General features: G+C 69.8%; 22 protein-coding genes. 13 read left to right on the plus strand and 9 right to left on the minus strand.

The window, feature by feature from the left end:
• The first annotated feature begins 5 nt into the window (after positions 1-5).
• From RM1_RS16680 to RM1_RS16695, 4 genes are all read left to right on the plus strand, one after another.
• A complete protein-coding gene (locus RM1_RS16680) occupies positions 6-629 on the plus strand; it encodes a superoxide dismutase (protein ID WP_072752934.1) in 624 nt (207 codons plus the stop codon).
• Positions 630-760: 131 nt separating this feature from the next.
• Entirely contained in the window at positions 761-1,603 is an 843-nt protein-coding gene (locus tag RM1_RS16685) for an SMP-30/gluconolactonase/LRE family protein (protein ID WP_072752872.1), read from the plus strand.
• Between the two features lie 117 nt (positions 1,604-1,720).
• A complete protein-coding gene (locus RM1_RS16690; protein ID WP_072752873.1) occupies positions 1,721-2,248 on the plus strand; it encodes a peptidase in 528 nt (175 codons plus the stop codon).
• 284 nt (positions 2,249-2,532) lie between these two features.
• Positions 2,533-3,237: a TMEM165/GDT1 family protein gene (locus RM1_RS16695; protein WP_072752874.1), complete on the plus strand. Its 705-nt coding sequence runs from the start codon at positions 2,533-2,535 to the stop codon at positions 3,235-3,237.
• An 18-nt stretch (positions 3,238-3,255) separates the two neighbouring features.
• On the opposite strand, the gene RM1_RS16700 is transcribed toward RM1_RS16695, so the two are convergent.
• Both RM1_RS16700 and RM1_RS16705 read right to left on the minus strand, forming a co-directional pair.
• Positions 3,256-4,008 (minus strand): hypothetical protein, encoded by a 753-nt coding sequence (locus RM1_RS16700; RefSeq protein WP_072752875.1) that lies wholly within the window; start codon positions 4,006-4,008, stop codon positions 3,256-3,258.
• Positions 4,009-4,273: 265 nt separating this feature from the next.
• Positions 4,274-4,924, minus strand: a complete 651-nt coding sequence (locus RM1_RS16705) for a hypothetical protein (RefSeq protein ID WP_143069503.1) — start codon at positions 4,922-4,924, stop codon at positions 4,274-4,276.
• Between the two features lie 246 nt (positions 4,925-5,170).
• Here RM1_RS16705 and RM1_RS16710 point away from each other — a divergent pair, with 246 nt between their 5' ends.
• Complete coding sequence (locus tag RM1_RS16710; RefSeq protein ID WP_072752877.1) at positions 5,171-5,563, plus strand: PPOX class F420-dependent oxidoreductase; 393 nt, start codon at positions 5,171-5,173, stop codon at positions 5,561-5,563.
• A gap of 58 nt (positions 5,564-5,621) precedes the next feature.
• Entirely contained in the window at positions 5,622-5,969 is a 348-nt protein-coding gene (locus RM1_RS16715) for a TraR/DksA family transcriptional regulator (RefSeq protein ID WP_072752878.1), read from the plus strand.
• Between the two features lie 127 nt (positions 5,970-6,096).
• On the opposite strand, the gene RM1_RS26210 is transcribed toward RM1_RS16715, so the two are convergent.
• From RM1_RS26210 to RM1_RS16730, 4 genes are all read right to left on the minus strand, one after another.
• A complete protein-coding gene (locus tag RM1_RS26210; protein ID WP_143069502.1) occupies positions 6,097-6,384 on the minus strand; it encodes a hypothetical protein in 288 nt (95 codons plus the stop codon).
• Between the two features lie 136 nt (positions 6,385-6,520).
• The gene (locus RM1_RS16720; protein ID WP_092667912.1) at positions 6,521-7,135 is read right to left on the minus strand and encodes a hypothetical protein; all 615 of its coding nucleotides are present in this window, start codon (positions 7,133-7,135) and stop codon (positions 6,521-6,523) included.
• Between the two features lie 251 nt (positions 7,136-7,386).
• The gene (locus tag RM1_RS16725; protein ID WP_143069501.1) at positions 7,387-7,743 is read right to left on the minus strand and encodes a hypothetical protein; all 357 of its coding nucleotides are present in this window, start codon (positions 7,741-7,743) and stop codon (positions 7,387-7,389) included.
• 319 nt (positions 7,744-8,062) lie between these two features.
• Positions 8,063-8,350 (minus strand): hypothetical protein, encoded by a 288-nt coding sequence (locus tag RM1_RS16730; protein ID WP_072752881.1) that lies wholly within the window; start codon positions 8,348-8,350, stop codon positions 8,063-8,065.
• Positions 8,351-9,219: 869 nt separating this feature from the next.
• Here RM1_RS16730 and RM1_RS16740 point away from each other — a divergent pair.
• The gene (locus RM1_RS16740; RefSeq protein WP_027502723.1) at positions 9,220-9,987 is read left to right on the plus strand and encodes an SDR family NAD(P)-dependent oxidoreductase; all 768 of its coding nucleotides are present in this window, start codon (positions 9,220-9,222) and stop codon (positions 9,985-9,987) included.
• A gap of 70 nt (positions 9,988-10,057) precedes the next feature.
• On the opposite strand, the gene RM1_RS16745 is transcribed toward RM1_RS16740, so the two are convergent.
• Entirely contained in the window at positions 10,058-11,620 is a 1,563-nt protein-coding gene (locus tag RM1_RS16745; RefSeq protein ID WP_072752935.1) for a TM0106 family RecB-like putative nuclease, read from the minus strand.
• A gap of 259 nt (positions 11,621-11,879) precedes the next feature.
• Between RM1_RS16745 and RM1_RS16750 the strand changes: the two genes are divergently transcribed.
• Genes RM1_RS16750 through RM1_RS16775 form a run of 6 tightly spaced genes read left to right on the plus strand, consistent with a single transcriptional unit; the run spans position 11,880 to position 15,655 of the window.
• On the plus strand, positions 11,880-12,497 hold the full coding sequence (locus tag RM1_RS16750; protein ID WP_072752883.1) for a DUF6474 family protein: 618 nt from the start codon (positions 11,880-11,882) through the stop codon (positions 12,495-12,497).
• 23 nt (positions 12,498-12,520) lie between these two features.
• Complete coding sequence (locus RM1_RS16755) at positions 12,521-13,054, plus strand: hypothetical protein (RefSeq protein ID WP_072752884.1); 534 nt, start codon at positions 12,521-12,523, stop codon at positions 13,052-13,054.
• Positions 13,055-13,102: 48 nt separating this feature from the next.
• Positions 13,103-13,762 carry a YcnI family copper-binding membrane protein gene (locus RM1_RS16760; RefSeq protein WP_072752885.1) on the plus strand — a complete coding sequence of 220 codons (660 nt, stop codon included), beginning with the start codon at positions 13,103-13,105 and terminating at the stop codon, positions 13,760-13,762.
• Entirely contained in the window at positions 13,759-14,289 is a 531-nt protein-coding gene (locus RM1_RS16765; RefSeq protein ID WP_072752886.1) for a copper resistance CopC family protein, read from the plus strand. Before RM1_RS16760 ends, RM1_RS16765 begins: the two co-directional genes overlap by 4 nt.
• Positions 14,286-15,257, plus strand: a complete 972-nt coding sequence (locus RM1_RS16770) for a CopD family protein (protein WP_501193744.1) — start codon at positions 14,286-14,288, stop codon at positions 15,255-15,257. The genes RM1_RS16765 and RM1_RS16770 overlap by 4 nt, the downstream gene beginning before the upstream one ends.
• Before the next feature lie 38 nt (positions 15,258-15,295).
• Positions 15,296-15,655: an MmcQ/YjbR family DNA-binding protein gene (locus RM1_RS16775; protein WP_027502730.1), complete on the plus strand. Its 360-nt coding sequence runs from the start codon at positions 15,296-15,298 to the stop codon at positions 15,653-15,655.
• Here the strand turns inward: RM1_RS16775 and RM1_RS16780 are convergent.
• Both RM1_RS16780 and RM1_RS16785 read right to left on the minus strand, forming a co-directional pair.
• Complete coding sequence (locus RM1_RS16780) at positions 15,652-17,289, minus strand: DHA2 family efflux MFS transporter permease subunit (protein WP_072752887.1); 1,638 nt, start codon at positions 17,287-17,289, stop codon at positions 15,652-15,654. The two genes, RM1_RS16775 and RM1_RS16780, sit on opposite strands and share 4 nt — an antisense overlap.
• Positions 17,290-17,446: 157 nt before the next feature.
• Positions 17,447-17,890, minus strand: coding sequence for an SRPBCC family protein (locus RM1_RS16785; RefSeq protein WP_072752888.1), 444 nt, complete (start codon positions 17,888-17,890; stop codon positions 17,447-17,449).
• Position 17,891 lies beyond the last annotated feature (1 nt).

Here is a 17,891-nt window from a genome sequence, read left to right on the forward strand (position 1 = left end):
CCCTCGTGTCTGTCTACTCGCTGCCTGAACTGCCCTACGACTACGCCGCCCTCGAGCCGCACATCTCCGGCAAGATCATGGAACTGCACCACGACAAGCACCACGCCGCCTACGTCGCAGGCGCCAACGCCGCACTCGACAAGCTCGCCGAACTCCGCGCCGCCGACGCCGTCGCCCCCGTGGTCAACCTGCACGAGAAGAACCTCGCCTTCCACCTCGGCGGCCACACCAACCACACCGTCTTCTGGAACAACCTCAGCCCCGACGGCGGCGACAAGCCCGAAGGCGAACTCGCCGCAGCCATCGACGACCAGTTCGGCGGCTTCGACGCCTTCCGCACCCACTTCAACGCCAACGCCAACGCCATCCAGGGCTCCGGCTGGTCCATCCTCGCCTGGGACTCCATCGGCCAGCGACTGATCATCGTCCAGCTCTACGACCAGCAGGGCAACATCTCCATCGGCCTCACCCCCCTGCTCATGCTCGACATGTGGGAGCACGCCTTCTACCTCGACTACCAGAACGTCAAGGGCGACTACGTCAACGCCTTCTGGAACATCGTCAACTGGAACGACGTCGCCGCCCGCTTCGACCGCGCCCGCACCCAGACCGCAGGCCTCATCGTCTAAGCGGATCCCCCGCCCGTGCGTGAGTCGTACCCCGATCGGGGTGCACATCACGCACAGTTCGACCCCCTCCGCCGCGCCCGACCTCCGGGCGCGGCGGAGTCGTTTCCGGCAAACGGTCGTATCGTTGAGGGATGGACACCCTCGTCGAGGGTCTGACCTTTCCCGATGGGGCACGCTGGCACGACCGGCACCTGTGGTTCTCGGACACGCACGCCGGTGAGGTGCTGGCGTACGACCCGGTGACGGGCGCGCTCAACACCATGGCCGAGGTTCCCGGCCGACCCGCGGGCCTGGGCTTCCTCCCCGACGGACGGCTGCTGATCGCCTCCACCCGCGACCTGCTCGTGCTGCGCAGGGAATCGGACGGCACCCTGGTCGTGCACGCCGACCTCTCCGGCATCGCCACCTGGTACCTGCACGACATGTGTGTCGACCGGTTCGGACGCGCGTACGTCGGAAACGCCGGGGACGGCAGCGATCCCCCGCGGCCGCCGCGGCCCGCCGACCTGGCGATGATCGAACCCGACGGCACCGTCCACGACGTCGCGACCGCGATGGTGCTGGCGGGCGGCATGGTCGTGACCTCCGACGGCACCACCCTCATCGTCGCCGAGAGCCGATCCACCCCCGGCCGGCTGACCGGCTTCACCATCGAACCCGACGGCGGCCTCGAACAGCGACGGGTGATCGCCGAGTTCGACGCCACCGTGCAACCCGACGGCCTCGCGATCGACGCCGAGGACGGCGTCTGGGTCGCCTCCCCGTTCGGTGACGAGATCTTCCGCGTCGACGCCGACGGCGCCATCACGGACCGCCTGTCCGCGCCCAACCCCTACTCGCTCGCGCTGGGCGGGCCCGACGGTCGCGACCTGTTCGTCTGCACCGCCCAAACGTGGGTTCCCGAGGAAGCGGAACGAGACAGGGGCGGCGCCGTACGGCGGGTCCGGGTGCGGGTTCCCGCCCCGCAAGCGTAGGACGTCCCACGGCCGGGCTGGCACTCCATCCCGCTTGTCTGCCAGCCGAGTTCGGCGCATCCTGGAGGTGTCACGGGATGCGCTCCCGGGGCACCGTCGCGCGGAAGGGGGACGGACGTGAACCAGCACGGACACATCGGCGTCTCGCCGTTCCATGCCGCCGGGGCCCTTCGCGGGTTCATCATCTCCGGCCGGTGGCCGGACACCACCAAGGAGTGGGCTCAGCTCCTGGTGTTCGCGGTCCGGGTCGCCTGCGTACCCGGATTACTCCCCACCTCAACGGTTTTCGGCGCTCACGAAGACGTTCCCGAGGACCCGGAACCGGGCACCGTCGGTCTCGTGGTCGCAGAGGGCCCGGTGATCGGCGAATCCGCCCTCACGCCAGGGTGTTTCGCGGAGCATCAACCGCCCGCCCTGCTGGTCCTGCACCCGCCGTCAGAGACCATGCCGTCTCTACCCGAGTGCGTGGGCGCGGCCTCGGGCTGCCTGTTGCTGCCGGGCGTGCCGCATCTCGGACTGGACCACCGGGCGACCTGGGTGGAGGCGGACGCCGACGGCACCGTCACGTCCCTGGTCAGCCGGATGAGCCTCGATCCCAACACCGACCCCGACACCGCCGTTTTGGCCATGCTGCTTGCCTCCTGACGCGGACCGGAAGAACAAAGTTCGGTCTCCCAAACTTGTTGTGCGCTTTGCGATCTCGTTGACCTGGGGTAGTCTTACGCCTAGCGAAGGGGAGTAGCCCCCAATCGAGCAGTCGACATACTGGTCAGCATCGTCAGATCCGATGCGCCCGGCTGCCCGAACCGGCGCCGTCGTTCACGCGACAGGCACGGTGGGCGAGACCTTCGGCTGTCGACGTCCACACGTCGGCGGCCGGAGGAACAGTTCCCAACATCCTCCGAAACCAGATAACGGAGGAGGTCCGCATGCTTGCCGCGTTGCTGCTCAGCTTCGGCGTCATCTTCGTCGCCGAACTCGGCGACAAATCCCAGCTCATGGCGATGACGTTCGCGCTGCGCTACAAGTGGTGGGTGGTGATCGGCGGCATCACCGTCGCCACCACCGTCGTGCACCTGGTCTCGGTCGGCGTCGGCCACTACCTCGGCGTGGCCATTCCCACGAACCTGATCAGCACCCTCGGCGGCATCGCCTTCGTGATCTTCGCCCTGTGGACCCTTCGCGGCGACAGCCTCAGCGACGACGAGCAGAACAAGGCCTCCCGGGTCGGCGCCTCGGCGTTCCTCGCGGTCGCCTCGGCCTTCTTCCTGGCCGAGCTCGGCGACAAGACCATGCTCGCCACCATCACGCTGGCCGCGGACAACGACTGGGTCGGCGTGTGGATCGGCTCGACGGTCGGCATGGTCGCGGCCGACGCTCTCGCGATCGTCGTCGGCGCCGTGCTCGGCAAGCACCTGCCCGAGCGGTTCATCCAGCTCGCCGCCGCGACCCTGTTCTTCGTCTTCGGCGTGATGCTGCTGCTCCAGGGCCTGTTCCCGGGCAGCGCGGCCGGCCCGATCGCCGGCGGCGCGATCCTCGCGGTCGCGGTCGTGGCGGGCGTCGTCCGCTGGGCGCGCTCGAGAACAATCGCCCCCGCACCGGTCGAGGAGACCCGCGAGCCCCTCGACCGGTGACGGGGTAGACCGCTGTCGCTAACTGCCAGAACCACCCAGCTCAGGCATGACATCGATCGTGGGCGAAGGCAACCACTCCGTGACCGGGACCCCCGTACCGATGAAACCCACCGCCGCCTCCCCGTCACGCACGAGCTCGGTCGCCTGGTAGTTGACCTTCACGTGGACCATTCCGGATGAGAAACCGCCCCCCGCGCGTTCGACGCTCGGGATGTCCCAACCCCCTGCAGGGGGCGTGGCGGTGACGTCGCCGGTGACGGGGTCGACCGTGAACGTCGCGTCGAGCGCGGTCACGCTGCCACTGTCCACGGCTCCTGCCTCATCGTGCGTGTAGGCCGTGACGTCACCGCCGGCGAAGACGAAGCCATCCGGGTTTTTGATCGTGGCGCTCGTGACCACCTTGTCGGGCCGCGAGGGGTGTAGGCCGCCGTTGGGCATCGCGAACGCGAAGAACTGTGCATCGAGCTGGACGTTTTCGCCCCGTTTGAGGCTGTGGGGCCCACTGAAGACCGCCCCCAACTCGCCGCGATTCGAGCTGTGGAACGTACCGTTGTCGCAGGGCATCGGGTCTGGATCGCCTGGCACACAGGTGGCGTGGTCCGTCGAGGTACTTCCCAGCATGGTTAGAGCCAAGAAATTGATCATCGGTTCTGCCGATTCGGGGGCCGTGGATGCCGCGGCCGCGGTACCCAGCCCCGCGCCCCCGGCGACAACGGTCAGCGCCGCGAGCACCGCCCCACCCGCACGCGCCAGCTGTCCAGCAATTGCCATTGACCTGATCTCCTTCGATCGTGGAACACCGGCGAGCCCTGTACCCACCCCGCCCCGGTAGCCCGCCAAGAGTAAGCGGCGAGACTGGTGCCCGGCATCGGAATTGGTGTGCCAGTTTGCGCAGGTCAAAGCGTTAAACACTGTCGAGAACGGTCCACTTCCGGGCCAGACGAGGAATCCCCCACCGCCCCTCGACCATCAGGCAGGGTGAACCGCAGCGAGACCACCACCGCCACGCCGCCCAGGGGCGGCGCGGCGTTGGCAATCAGTTTCCTGAGCTGCCGAGGCCACCGATACCCGATGTGACTCGGGTTGCCCCCGTCGCCAGCCACCCCTCCGACGCCGGGACGTCGGTGCCGGTGAACGTCACCCCGGTGGTGCCAGCGAGATACGACTCGACCACCTTGTAGCGCAAGCCGACAAACAGGGACCCGCTGAGGGAGCCGGCATCGGTTGCCGACGTCGGGATGGCCCAGCCACCTGCGGGCGCCGTTACCGTCACATCCCCCGTGACGGGATCCACCACCGCGGTCGAGTCCAGCTTCGCATCCGCCGCGAATCGCGGGCGGGAAGTCACCTCGGCCCCGACGAATTCAAACCCTCGCGGAGCATGGTGAGTGACGCTCATTACTGCCAACCCGGGTATGCCATCCCGAGCAGTGAAGCTCGGGTAGTACGTGACCTCACTGCCCACTTCAGCCTTGGCGGGACCCTGGTATCCCAGCAGAATGTTGCCTTTCGCGCCGTGATCCAGGAAGGCCTCGCCGCATAGCTCTTCGTAGAGCCCGGAGCATGAGCTTCCGAACCCTCCGCCAGGCGCGCCCCCCGCGACGCCCGCACCCATCGTCGCCCCACCTACGACAACGGCCAGCGCCGCGAGCACCGAACCACCCCTACGCACCAGCTGTCCGACCATCGACAATGTCTCCTTCACTGTTGAGAGAACAGGCCCACCGCCCGCCCCACGAACTCGCCAAGAGTAAGGGGCGAAACGGCGCGCCGCGTCGGAATCGCGTATCGCTTTTGCGCAGGTCAAAGCGTTAAACACTGTCCCGAAACGGTCCCCGCCGCGCCGGGGCTCCCGAGCACGAGGCCGCCAGCCGCAAACCGAAGATTCGACGGATACTGGAAGGGTCTCGCAGGCACCCACAGGAGGGGTGACATGACCGAACGAGTTCCCCCGGAACCGATCGCGGCCGCCAAAGTGGTGCTGCTGCAGACCCGCAAACGGGACGGCAGCTGGGTCGACACCCCCGTGAACATCGCGGTCGACGGAACCCACGCGTATTTCCGGACACCCGGCAGGGCCTCGAAGAACAAGCGGCTGCGGAACTTCCCCGACGTGCGGATGTGGCCCTGCACGTGGTCGGGCAAGCCGACCGGCGAGGAGGCGGATGCGACCGCGCACCTGCTCACCGGCGCCCAGGCCGACGCCGCCGCCCAGGCCATCGACCGCCGCTTCCCGATCCTGCAGCGTGTCATGGTGCGGGCGGCGCACAAGGTCATGCGCACCCCCACGCTCCACTACGAGCTGACAGACTTCCACGCGCCGTGAACGGGACCGGGTCACGGCCCGACGGAAGCATCGGCTGCGCCGCGGCGTTGTACCGGACATGACCAAGTCCGCCGCTGCCACCGCCCGCGGCAGGATCGCGGCGGAACGTGCCGCGACCGTGCATCGGATCGAATCGCTGAACGCCCGATTGAACGACATCCTCGATGGCTCGGAGCTGAGCACAAACGACGACGAGCACGATCCCGAGGGCTCGACCATCGCGTTCGAACGCGCCCAGGTCGCATCGCTGCTCGGGGACGCGCGGCAGGACCTCGAGGATCTCGACGCCGCCCTGCGCCGGGTCGACGACGGCAGCTACGGGATATGCGTGAAGTGCGGGCAATCGATCGGCGCCGAGCGGCTCGACGTGCTGCCCGCCGCATTGCGCTGCATCGACTGCTCCTGACACGGCGCCCGTCGGCCCTAGGCCGTCGCGGCAGCAATCGAGGTGGTGGTCGCGCCCGGTTCGGCCGCGACCACCACCGTGGATCAGGAGCAGTTGCCGACGATCGATGCCACCATCGCCCTCCCCGTCACGGGAGGAACGGACAATCCCGGTCCTGTCTGAGCGAGCATGTCTGCCCACTAGTGACGCTGTCGGAATCTGACGAGCCGGCGGCGACCTTCATCAGATCAGTAAACAACAGCACAGGGGCGGAGACGACACCGTTCAGGATGTCGAAGGAGCCGCTGGCGAGTCCGCCCACACTGCCGGGGGCTTCCTCGGCCGAGGCGGTGCCCCCACCGAGGGCCAGACCGCCGCCGAGCAGTGCCGCGGCAACAAGGACGGACGCGCCACGGCGCGCCAGAGTTCGAAACATGAAGATTCCCTCGTTTCAAGTAGTGATGACCCGGGCGGCCACACCCCATCGGAGCGCCAACCGGCCGCGCCAGAATTACACGAAATAGCTTGTTCCACAACAATATTTGATGATCACGCCGATCATCCCGAGATGATCAGCTGAGGGGGACCATCAGGTTGCCGCCCGTCACCGTGCCCACCGGTGGCGACACAACCGGAGTGAAGCCGGGCCCCTCGAGGGTGAACCCGCTGACACCGGCGCCTTCGATCAACTTCTGAGAATGGGCCGCTGTGTAGGTGAGGTCGAACTGGAGTCCGTCGCCAACTCTCACCGGGTTTCCGGAAGGATCGGTGAAGGTGCCGGTGCGAGCCTCCGGATCATGCACGTGATCGAGCACGATCGGGTCGAGGCGGTCCTGATTGCCGGCAGTCACATGACTGATCCGATTGGTGGTGACACCGGTCAACGCGAAATTGAGCGGCTTGTTGTGGACCAGCTTGGTGATTCCCCGGTCAGGGTCGCCCACATTCTTGACGGTGATTCGAAAGGTCGCCGGATCGCCCCCGACGGCCCTTTCGGGGTACCGATAGGTGATCTCGAAGCCTTCGTGGGTCAACATCTGTTCCAGGTGCTTTTCGCTCGGGCATACCGAGCCGCATCCGGCGCTCACCTCCGCACCCGAGGTGCCCATACCGATCGTGAGCCCGCCGGTGGCGATCGCCGCGACGGCAAGGATCGATGCGCTGCGGCGCATCATGTTGTTGGACAATATGTTTCTCCATTTCGACATGCGATGACCGGGCGCCACAGCCGCCGGACACCCCCCCGACCGCGCCAGAATAGGACGAATCGGTCAGTCCCGCAGCCGAATCGAGCCGCGACTCTCCGCAGGTCAAAGCGTTAAACCCGACCCGGGCGACAGCACATCGCAGGACGACGAGCGCGGCCGTGAGCACCTTCCACTCAGTAGATGAATCCGCCCGCCCGGGAACCCCGGGCGGGCGACCGAAACGGCGTGCACTATCCCGAAGTGCCACCGCCATCGGGCATGGAGGTACCCGGAGGGCGCCCGTTGATCCAGTCGTCCCAGGCAATCGATCCGATCGGGGTGCCCGGAGGCGGGCAGTTGGCCGCGCATCCCGTCCATACGTTGCCGGGCTCGACGGAGCCGACCGCCCCGAGCGCGGAATCAAGACCCAGGAGGGAGCCCAAGGCGACGGCCAGGAGGGCGAGGTCGACGACGCCGCCGACGGAGCCCACCGGGGCGGAGGAGGATTCCGCGGCGGATGCCGCGCCCCCGCCGAGGCCCAGACCACCGCCGAGCACAGCCGCGGCAACAAGGACGGACGCGCCTCGGCGCGCCAGTGTACGAGACATGAAGATTCCTTCGTTCCACGTGATGACGGGACGGCCAACACCCACGGAACGCCCCCCGACCGCGCCAGCATAGGACGAATCGACCAGGTCTACGGCCGAACGGAAACTCGACTTTCCGCAGTTCAAAGCGTTAAACGCGAACCAGGAGAAGCACGCCTCGACAACACCGGGCACGAACACGAGGACCCGGCGATCAGCACACGAAACCGCCCGCCAGGGAACCCGGGCGGGCGGTACACGATCGACTGGGTGCGGCTGTTCCACGCCGTGACAAGCGGGAACCGGATCGCGCCCCTACAACCATGCGAGAGCGCCTCGTCTAAAGCGGGCAGTCCTCGTCCCGCGGGGTACAAAAAACAGTGCCGGATGGGGCGCTGCCGGTGTCTATGGACCCGTTGTTGACCCAGGCGTCATAAGGTATCTGGCTGATCGTCACCAGGGAGCCGATCGCATCGCCCACATTCCCAAGTAATACGTCCACGGCTGCTGAGCCGGTGATGGGGAGTTCATCGGCCGACGCCGTGCCCGCTCCGATGACCAGACCGCCGCCCAGCAGAGCAGCAGCGGCAAGGACGGACGCGCCACGGCGCGCCAGAATTCGCAACATTCAAATCCCCTTCGTTCGAAGTTTGATGACCGGGGCGGCCACAACCCACGGAACGCCCCCCGACCGCGCCAGCATAGGACGAAGCGGCCAGGCCGGACAGCCGAATCGTGCATGGAATTTCCCCAGGTCAAAGCGTTAAACACGACCGGGTGACGACTCACCGTCCATCACGACGAGGATGACCACTAAGGCTCGACGATCAACACACGACACCGCCCGCCCAGGAACCCTGAGCAGGCGGCATCGCGGCCGAATGGATGCGGCTGTTCCATGCCGCGACCGGGAACCGGCCGCGCGCCCGCGCAACCATGCGAGAAGTGCCTCGATTAGATCGGGCAGTCCGCGCCCTGCCCACGACACGAAAAGGACACGCTGCCGTCATCTTCGGAGCTGCCGGCGGCGGCGGTGAGCACGGAAGAGAAGGCCCTGGCCATCTCGGAAGTGAGGATATTGATCATCTCGACGGAGCCGCTCGCGCTTCCTGGGACTTCCTCGGCCGAAGCCGTGCCCCCGCCGAGGGCCAGACCGCCGCCGAGCACAGCCGCGGCGACAAGGACGGACGCGCCTCGGCGCGCCAGGCTTCGCAACATTCAAATCCCCTTCGTTCGAAGTGTGATGACCGGGGCGGCCACAACCCACGGAACGCCCCCCGACCGCGTCAGACTAGGGCCGGCCGGCCGGCGCCGCAGCGAAATCGAGAATCGGCATCTTCGCAGGTCAACCGTTATACGCAACGACTAGCGTCGGCCGGAACGGTCAGGCTGGCACACTGTTCGGTGAACCGTCGTTAACCAGACTCACGACCGGGCGCTATCGTTCAGGTCACTACCGGTCGGCCAACGGTGGCCGCCAGAAAAGAGGATCGAACAGTGGAACTCCAGGGAACCGCGGCACTGGTCACCGGTGCGGCCTCCGGTCTCGGCGCCGCCACCGCCAAGCGCTTCGCCGACGCAGGCGCCACCGTCTTCGGGCTGGATCTGGCCCAGTCCATCGAGCGCGCGGGCGACAGCGTCCCGGCCGGCGTCACCCTCATCCCCACCGATGTCACCAGCGGCGACGAGGTCCAGGCCGCCGTCGACCAGATCGTCGCCTCCGGCGTGCCGCTGCGCACCGTCGTGAACTGCGCGGGCGTCGGCTGGGCCGGCCGCATCCTGTCCAAGAACGGCCCGCACGACCTGGAGCTGTTCCGCACGGTCATCACCGTCAACCTGCTCGGCACCTTCAACGTGATGCGCCTGGCCGCCGACGCGATCGCCAAGACCGACACCGTCGACGAGTCCGGCCAGCGCGGCGTCGTCATCAACACCGCCTCCGTCGCCGCATTCGAGGGCCAGATCGGCCAGATCGCCTACTCCGCCTCCAAGGGCGGCGTCCACGGCATGACCGTCCCTGCCGCTCGCGACCTGGCGCAGTTCGGCATCCGCGTCAACACCATCGCCCCCGGCATCATCGACACCCCGATGCTCGCGGGCGTCACCGACGAGTACCGCAAGGGCCTCGAGGCCGGCGTGCCGTTCCCGTCCCGCCTGGGCAACCCCTCCGAGTACGCGCAGCTCGCGCAGATGATCGTCGAACACGACTACCTCAACGGCGAGACCATCCGCATGGACGGCGCGCTCCGGATGGCGCCGCGCTAGGCAGCTCCGCTGCCCGTGCGTGGTCGGCGGGTCCCAGGACTCGTCAACCGCGCACGGGCGCCGCAGGCGCCTACAGTTCCGAGGCCAGCGGGGTCTCCGCCGCCGCGCGCTCGGTCATCCACTCCCGCAGCACCCGCGTCGCCTGCACGTCGTCCTCGTTGTAGACGAACAACCGCTCGCGCTGTTCGAGATCCGGCTCGTGGTCGTAGCCGACGGCATCCCGGTACCAGCTCATCGACGCCTCGCCGCCTGCGTCCGCGTCCCGCCAATTGAACCCGGCGACGGGCGCAATCTTCTTGAGTCCCTTACCATTCGGGCAGACAAACTGGTCGCTCACCGCCTGGTAGACATCCACCCAGTCCGGGCTGTCGATGAAGGCGCGGATCTGCGCGACCGTCGGGATGCCCGGCATCCCGGCGAACCGGGTCGCCGAGTCGAGCAGCCACTTGTCTTCCGCCGCACGGGAATAGCAATAGGCCGCGAAGGTCTTGCCAGCGGCGAGGGTCTGCTCCCGCACCCCCATCAGCCACCCCCAGAACTCCGCGAAAGACCTACCCTCGTCCCGGGTCGGCAACGGGTCCCAGGTGACGAACGGCCGGTACGGCTGGGTGACGCCGTCCGCGGTCAGCAGCGTGCCCCACAGGTAGGCGCCGTGCTCCTGGTAGCTCTCCATGTCCACATCGACCTCGACGTCGGCCCGGCGCACCGTGACCTCGGGCTGCCGCCGCACCAGCGGGACCCCGCCCAGCCAGGCCTTCGCGATCACCACCGTGTCCTCGAACCCGTTGCCCTGCCACTCCTCCGGCGCCGGTCCGTCCCAGGCCGCGAGGTCGTCGATGGTGTAGACCCCGGCCGCGCGCAGCGTCTCGGCCCGCGAGCCCGTCGCCACCAGGCTGACGTCCCGCGCGGCAGTCAGGTTCTCCTTGCACCGCGACCACCAGGGGCAGGACCGGCACTCGCCGATCTGCGACGGGGAGGTGAAGCGGTCGCCACGCGCGACGGCGAGCCGGTCGGCGAACCGCTCGTCGTAGACGTCCATCACCGCGGCCAGGTCGTGCACCAGGAAACGCTCGCCGCCGTACCCGATGACACCGCCGAGCATCGACGGGCTCGCGACGCCCTGCGCCTGGAGCATGCGCTGCAGGTGGGCCAGGCGGAGCTGATCGCGGAGCTGGGCGCGCACCTTCCGGTCCGGGTCCACGCTCGGCGCCCAGTCGTCCAGCCCGGAGGTGACCGCGCCGCTGCCCGGGTCGGTGACCTTGTGGTTCACCACGATGGCCGGGATGTATCCCCCACCGTCGGCGTCCCGGATCAACAGCTCCGCCCGCCCGCGCCTGCCGGTGTCGAACTCGAGCGGCAACACCGCGCCCCAGATCCGGTCCGCACCCTCCGCGCACGCCCGCAGGGTCGCCGCGGCCCGCTCGCGCGTCGGGCCGGACTGATCGATGAGCACCCAGCTGTGACCGCCCGGCGCCATCAACCGCCGGAGCATGTCCTCCCGGTGCGACTGGGCCGATTCCCGGCGCTGCTGGACGCCGATGTCCTCCGGCGCCGAGGCGATCAGCTCGGGATACGCCGAATCCAGGTGGACCCGGTGCCGGCACGTGGTGAGCGTCCTGGGGTCGATGAGCACCGACCGAGTGCCGTTACGGCCCGGCTCGGCGTCCTGGTGCGGATCCCGGGGGTCCTGCGAAGAGTTCACGATGACGAGATTATGGTCCGTCGCACCGACAACCCGCACCGCGCCTACCGGGACCGGAGCCCGCGGAGCGACCGGACCGCGCCGGAGCGGGCCCTGCCGGACTCGCCGCCGTGGCCCGGGGCGGTCGCGGATAGGCTGTCGGGGACGAGGTGTGCCGAAGCTCGAGCGCCAAGAATGAGGGGCCTTACGCATGGGTTTGTTCAGGAAACGTAAGACACGCGCGACCCGGCGTGCCGAGGCGAAGGCCCTCAAGCACAAGGCGAAGGTCGAGGCGAAGCTCGGCGCCCGCAACGATCGCAAGAAGATGCGCACCGAGGCCAAGTCGGCGAAGAAGGTCGAGAAGGCTCAGCTCGCGACGCTGAAGGCGCAGGAGAAGGCCGCCACCCGCGGCAAGCTCAGCGTCGGCCAGGTCCGCAAGTACCTCGGCATCGCCCGGCTGCTGACGCCGGTGCTCGCCCCCCTCGTCTACCGCGGCGCCACCGTGCTGCGCGCCCAGCTCGACCAGCAGCGCGCCAACAAGATGGGTATCGCCGCCGAGGAGCTGGGCACCTACACCGGGCACGGCGCCCACCTCAGCGCCCGGATCGCAGGCGCCGAGCGGTCCGCGAACGCCATCGCCGCCCAGTACCCCGACCCCGAGACCACCCGGTTCACCGGCGCCGTCCTCGGTCGGCTGGCCGAGCTCAACACGGCCGTCCGCGCCGCCGAGCAGATGCCGGTCCAGCGCCGCAGGGCCGCCCACCACGCGATCTCGGCCGAGCTCGACGGCGTCGAGGCCGACCTGCTCGCCCGCCTCGGCGTCCGCTGACCCCAGGCTCGACCACTCCGAAGATGCCGACCGCCCGCCCCGCCCACCCCGCCCGCCTGCGCGCCGCGGCGGTCGGGGCGCTCACCGCGGCGCTCTCCGTGGCCGGCCATGGGGTCGCGGGCGGCGGGTACCCGGACTCCTCGACCCTGACGCTGCTGGTGCTGTGCTGCGCCGCCGTCGGCGCGCTCACCGGCAGCCTGCGCGGCGGGCGGGTCGCGCTGCTCGGGGCGCTGGCCGCCGGGCAGCTCGTCGGGCATCTCGCGCTCTCGACCGCCCTCACCGCGCACCAGTTCCACGCCCCGGAGCTCTCCCCCCGCGGGCTGACGATGCTCGCCGCCCACACCGTCGCGACGGCGCTGTGTGCCGCACTGATCCTGGCCGCGGAGGCCGTGTACGGCCCGATCACCCGGGTGCTGCGGTCCGTCCTGCGTCGCTGGAATCCGCTGCCGCGCACCAACTTCTCGCTTCGCACCGCGCCGACAGACCCGATCGCGCCGGTGACACTGCTGTACTTCTGCATCTCGAGACGGGGACCGCCCGCGGCGGTACCCGCATAGCGGACTCGGCGACCCGAGCCCGCCCTCCCTCTCGAGAGAAAGAACCCCATGACCACCCTCATTTCCCGCGCCCTCCTCACGGTCGGCGCCACCGGCGGTGTCCTGCTGCTCGGCACCGGACTCGCCTCCGCTCACGTCTCCGTCAGCGCCCCCGGCGCCGAGCAGGGCGGCTACACCGTCCTGACCTTCAAGGTGCCCACCGAGTCGGAGACCGCGGGCACCACCAAGCTGACGGTGGCGCTGCCCAATCTGGCTTCCGCCCGCACCGAGCCGATGCCCGGCTGGACGTCGCAGGTCACCAAGGACGCCGCCTCCGGCGAGGCCACCTCGGTCACCTGGACCGCCGATCCCGGCGTCAGCGTCGGACCCGGCCAGTTCCAGCAGTTCCTGCTGTCCACGGGACCGCTGCCGGAGCAGGACGAGGTGTCCTTCGCCGCCACGCAGACCTACAGCGACGGCCAGGTCGTGAACTGGGACCAGCAGCCCGGCCCCGACGGCAGCGAGCCCGACAAGCCGGCGCCCGCCCTCGCGCTGGCCCCCGCGTCGGAGTCCGAGGACGGCCACGGCGCTGCGACCGCTTCCGCCGCCATCAGCGACGACGACGGCGTCGACACCACGGCCCGTTGGCTCGGCGGCATCGGCCTGGTGCTCGGCGCGCTCGGCGCCGCGCTCGGCGTCGGCGCGACCGTCCGCGGGCGGCGCTCATGAGCGCCCGGGTCCGCGTCCTGGCCGTGACGATGTTCGCGGCGGTGGCCGCGCTGTTCGGCGCGGGCGTCGCCGGGGCCCACGCGGTGGTGACCGCGTCCACCCCCGCGGACGGCTCGTCCGTCGCGGTTGGCCCGGAGCAGGCCGTCATCACGTTCAACGAACCGATGCAGCCCAGCTTCGCCACCCTCACCGTGGTCGGCCCGGACGGCAACCTGTGGTCGAAGGGGGAGCCCACCGTGCAGGGCCCATCGGTCAGCGTCCCGGTCGGTGAGCTCGGCCCCACCGGCGTCTACACGATCGCCTACCGGGTGACCTCAGCCGACGGCCACCCCGTCAGCGGGACCCGCACCTTCACCCTCACCGAGCAGGGCTCGGGCACCCCGGGCGCGAGGCCGGGCGGCGACAAGGCCGACGCCGAGGGCGGCGACTCGGACGGGCTGCCGATGTGGCCGTTCATCGTCGCGGGTGTGCTGGTGTTCGGCGGCGGCCTGGCGTTCGCGCTGCGCCGGCCCAGCGGCAAGAGCTGACCGCGGTGGCCTCGGCGGGCGCCCGGCGGCAGTGGCAGATCTCGCCACGATGGCTGCTGTTCGCCGCGCCCGCCGGCCTGGCCGGGGTCGGGATGGCCTGGCTGCTGGCCCACCCGGCCGGCCCCGACCCGTCGAGCCTGATCCGGGTGCTCGCCGTCCTCCTCGGGGCGACGGTGCTCGGCCTGACGACACTGGAGTGGCTGCAGCGGTCCGAGACGCGGCCGGTGATCGCGCGCGGCGAGCTGTGGCGGCCGATCGCGGCGCTGGCCGGGGCCTGGACCCTGGCCGAGGTCGCCCTGGTGGTCGCCGCGGCGGCGGAGACCACCGAGATCGGGGCGGGCGCGCTCTCCTCGACCACGTTCGGCCGGTTTCTCGGCGACGTCAACGCGGGCCAGATCGGCGGCGCCACCGTGGCCTGCACCGCCGCGATCGCGGTGATCGCGGCGCTGGCCTTCCGGCGCGGCGCGAACTGGCCGATCACCTCCGTCGCGGTGCTAGCCGCGGTCGCGCTCGCGGCCCGTCCCGTCACCGGGCACATGTCGGCGCAGACCCTCGGTTCGCTGCTCGGCGCCGCGCACGCGCTCGCCGCCGCGCTGTGGCTGGGACCGCTCGTCGCGATGGCGTTGCTGCTGCGGGCCAGGGGCGCATGGGCCACGCTGCTGCCGCACTACTCGGAGCTGGCCTGGCGGTGCGTCGCGGTGCTGACGGTGACCGGGGTGATCGACGCCGCGGTCAAACTCGGCGGCGTCGGCGCGCTGTTCGACACCGGCTACGGGCGGATCGTGCTGGCCAAGTCCGCGGCGCTGCTCGCGCTCGGCGCGCTCGGCTGGTGGTGGCGACGGACCTGGGTGCCCGCGGCGGGAGCGCACCGTATGCAGGCGGCCGACTCGCTGCGGCGCGCGGTGCTGGAGGTGCTGGCGATGGCCGTCGCCTTCGGACTGGCCGCCGCGCTCGCCACCACCGCCTGAACTGTGCGGGTGTCGGCGGGCGAGGTTATAACTGCGTCATGCCCTCCGAGCAGGATGTACGCGCACTGATGCTGGCCCTCCCCGAGGCGGAGGAGATCGTGGTCGACAACTGGGGCAACCAGCCGACGTTCCGGGTGCGCAAGAAGATGTTCGCGATGGTCGGATACGGCGCGCCCACCGCGTGCCTCAAGGCCACCCGCGACGATCAGGCCGCGCTGCTCGCGCAGGACCCCGAGACCTTCCTGGTCGCCCCGTTCTTCGGGCGCTGGGGCTGGATCGACGTCGTCCTCGACCGCGTCGATCCGCAGGAGCTGGCCGAACTCGTCGAGGAGGCGTGGCGGCTGACCGCCCCGAAGCGGGTGGTCGCCGCCTACGACCGCGACCGGGCGGCCGGCTAGGTCTCCTTGCGGGACCGCGCGTTCAGCGCGGTCGCGCTGACCAGGCCGAGCGCCAGGAACCCGGACGCCACGAACAGCGAGGTGCGGGTCGAGTCGCCGAATCCCTCCGACAGCGCCGCGGTCACCTCGGGCCCGGACGGGCCGAGCTTGCCCTCCTCGCCCTGCTCGCGGAGCCCGGAGATGGTGCCGCCCGCGGAGTCCCTTGTCGCCGTGACGAGCTGTTCCTGCACCGGCGGCGGCACCGCCGTGACCGGCTCGAGGCTGTCGCTGAGGTTCTGCGCCAACGAGACCGAGAGCACCGCACCCAGCACCGCGGACCCGAGCGCGGCGCCGAGCTGGCGCACGGTGCTCTGCGTCGCCGAGCCCTGGCCCGACTTCTCCGCAGGGATGTCGGCGAGCACGGTCCCGGTCAGCTGCGCCGACGCGAGACCCAGGCCCGCGCCGTACACCGCCAGCAGCACGGCGAGCAGCCACGGGGACACCGTCGCCGAGATGAACAGCGCCACCACGACCACGCCGACCGCCTCGAGCGCGAGGCCGAGGATCACCGTCTTCGGCGCGCCGATCGCGCCTGCGACGTGCCGGGCCGCGGCGCCGGAGGCGAAGGCGCCCAGCGCCATCGCGGCCAGCACCAGACCTGCGCCCATCGTGGTCAGGCCGAGCGCGTTCACGAGGAACAGCGGGAGCACCAACAGCAGGCCGAACTCGCCGATCGCCACGGTGAGCGCGGTCAGGTTGCCCCAGCTGAACGTCGGAACCGAGAACAGGCTCAGGTCGAGGATCGCGGACCGGTGGCTGCCGCGGGCCCGGTGCCGCTCCCAGACCACGAACAGCACGAGGCTCGCCAGGCCGATCGCGCCGACAACCGGGACCACCGACACCGGCGCGTCCGCGGGCCATTCGAGCCCGAACACGCTGAACGGAGCGATCGGCTTCCACCAGCCGAGGCTCTGCCCCTCGATCAGGGCGAAGATGACGCCGCCGAAGCCGATCGCACTGAGCAGCAGCCCGTCCACGTCGAGGCCGGGTTCGGTGATGGTGGCCTTGGTCTCGCGGACCGCGTACAGGGCACCGATGATCACCGCGATGCCGATCGGGACGTTCACGATGAAGATCCACGGCCAGGTGAAGTAGGTGGTGAGCCAGCCGCCGAGCAGGGGGCCGACCGCAGCCATGCCCGAGATCACCGCTCCCCACACGGCGAACGCCACGATCCGGTCCTTGCCGCGGAAGGTCGCGTTCACGCTGGAGAGGGTCGTCGGGAGCACGAATGCTCCACCGACGCCCTGGATGACGCGGGCGATGATGAGCGAGGTCGCGTTGGTGGCGAGCGCGGCGAACACGCTGCCCGCCAGGAACACCAGCACACCGAGGATGAACATGTTGCGGCGGCCGAGCCGGTCGCCGAGCCGTCCGGCCGTGAGCAGCAGGGCCGCGAACACCACCGAGTAGACGCTGTTGACCCACTGGGCGTCGGTCAGGTCGAGATCGAGGTCGGTGATGATCACCGGCAGCGCGACGCCGACGATGGTGCCGTCCACCACGATCATGGACAGTCCCGCGGCGAGCACCCCGAGTCCGATCCAGGCGCGCCGGTCGGCCCTCGGTTCCAAGTCGGTTGACTCGGTGGTCATGGGGGTGCCCCTTCCACGTGAACAGCGGGCGCCGAACGGCGCCACCACGATTCCATCATCGCCACCACCCCCCGTCGCCGCGAAATGCAGGGGGCGCGCCGAGTTTCATACTTTCGATGGATTCGCCGCGGCGCCGAGCGGGATCCGGGCAGGTGCCCTACGCCTCCAGGAACGCCTTCATCCGCCCCAGCGTGGTCTCCATGCCCGCCCGCATCAGCGTGTCCCGGTCACGACCGAGCACCTTCGAGCGCTGCACGATCCGCACCCACAGCGCAGGCGTCCCGTAGATCTCCCTGGTCTCGGTGAGCCGGGTGCCTGCTCCGTTCGGCTCGATCAGGTAGCTCCAGCGCGCCTTCGGCTGGTCCGCCTCGAACGAGAACCGCTCGCCGGGAACCACATCGACCACCGTGCAGTGCGTGGTCCACCGCACCGGGCCGTGCCGGTTGCTGCCGGTGAAGGTCGCGCCGGCGGTCACCGGTTCACCGCCGGTCCACCGGCCGCCGGTGTTCTCCGGGCTGAACCGGCCCATGCCCGCGATGTCGGTGACCACATCCCACACCGCCGACGGCGTGGCCTCGATGAGAACGCTCGCGCGATCCATC

Source organism: Rhodococcus maanshanensis NBRC 100610 (genome assembly GCF_001894865.1).
Classification (GTDB): Bacteria; Actinomycetota; Actinomycetes; order Mycobacteriales; family Mycobacteriaceae; genus Rhodococcus_G; species Rhodococcus_G maanshanensis.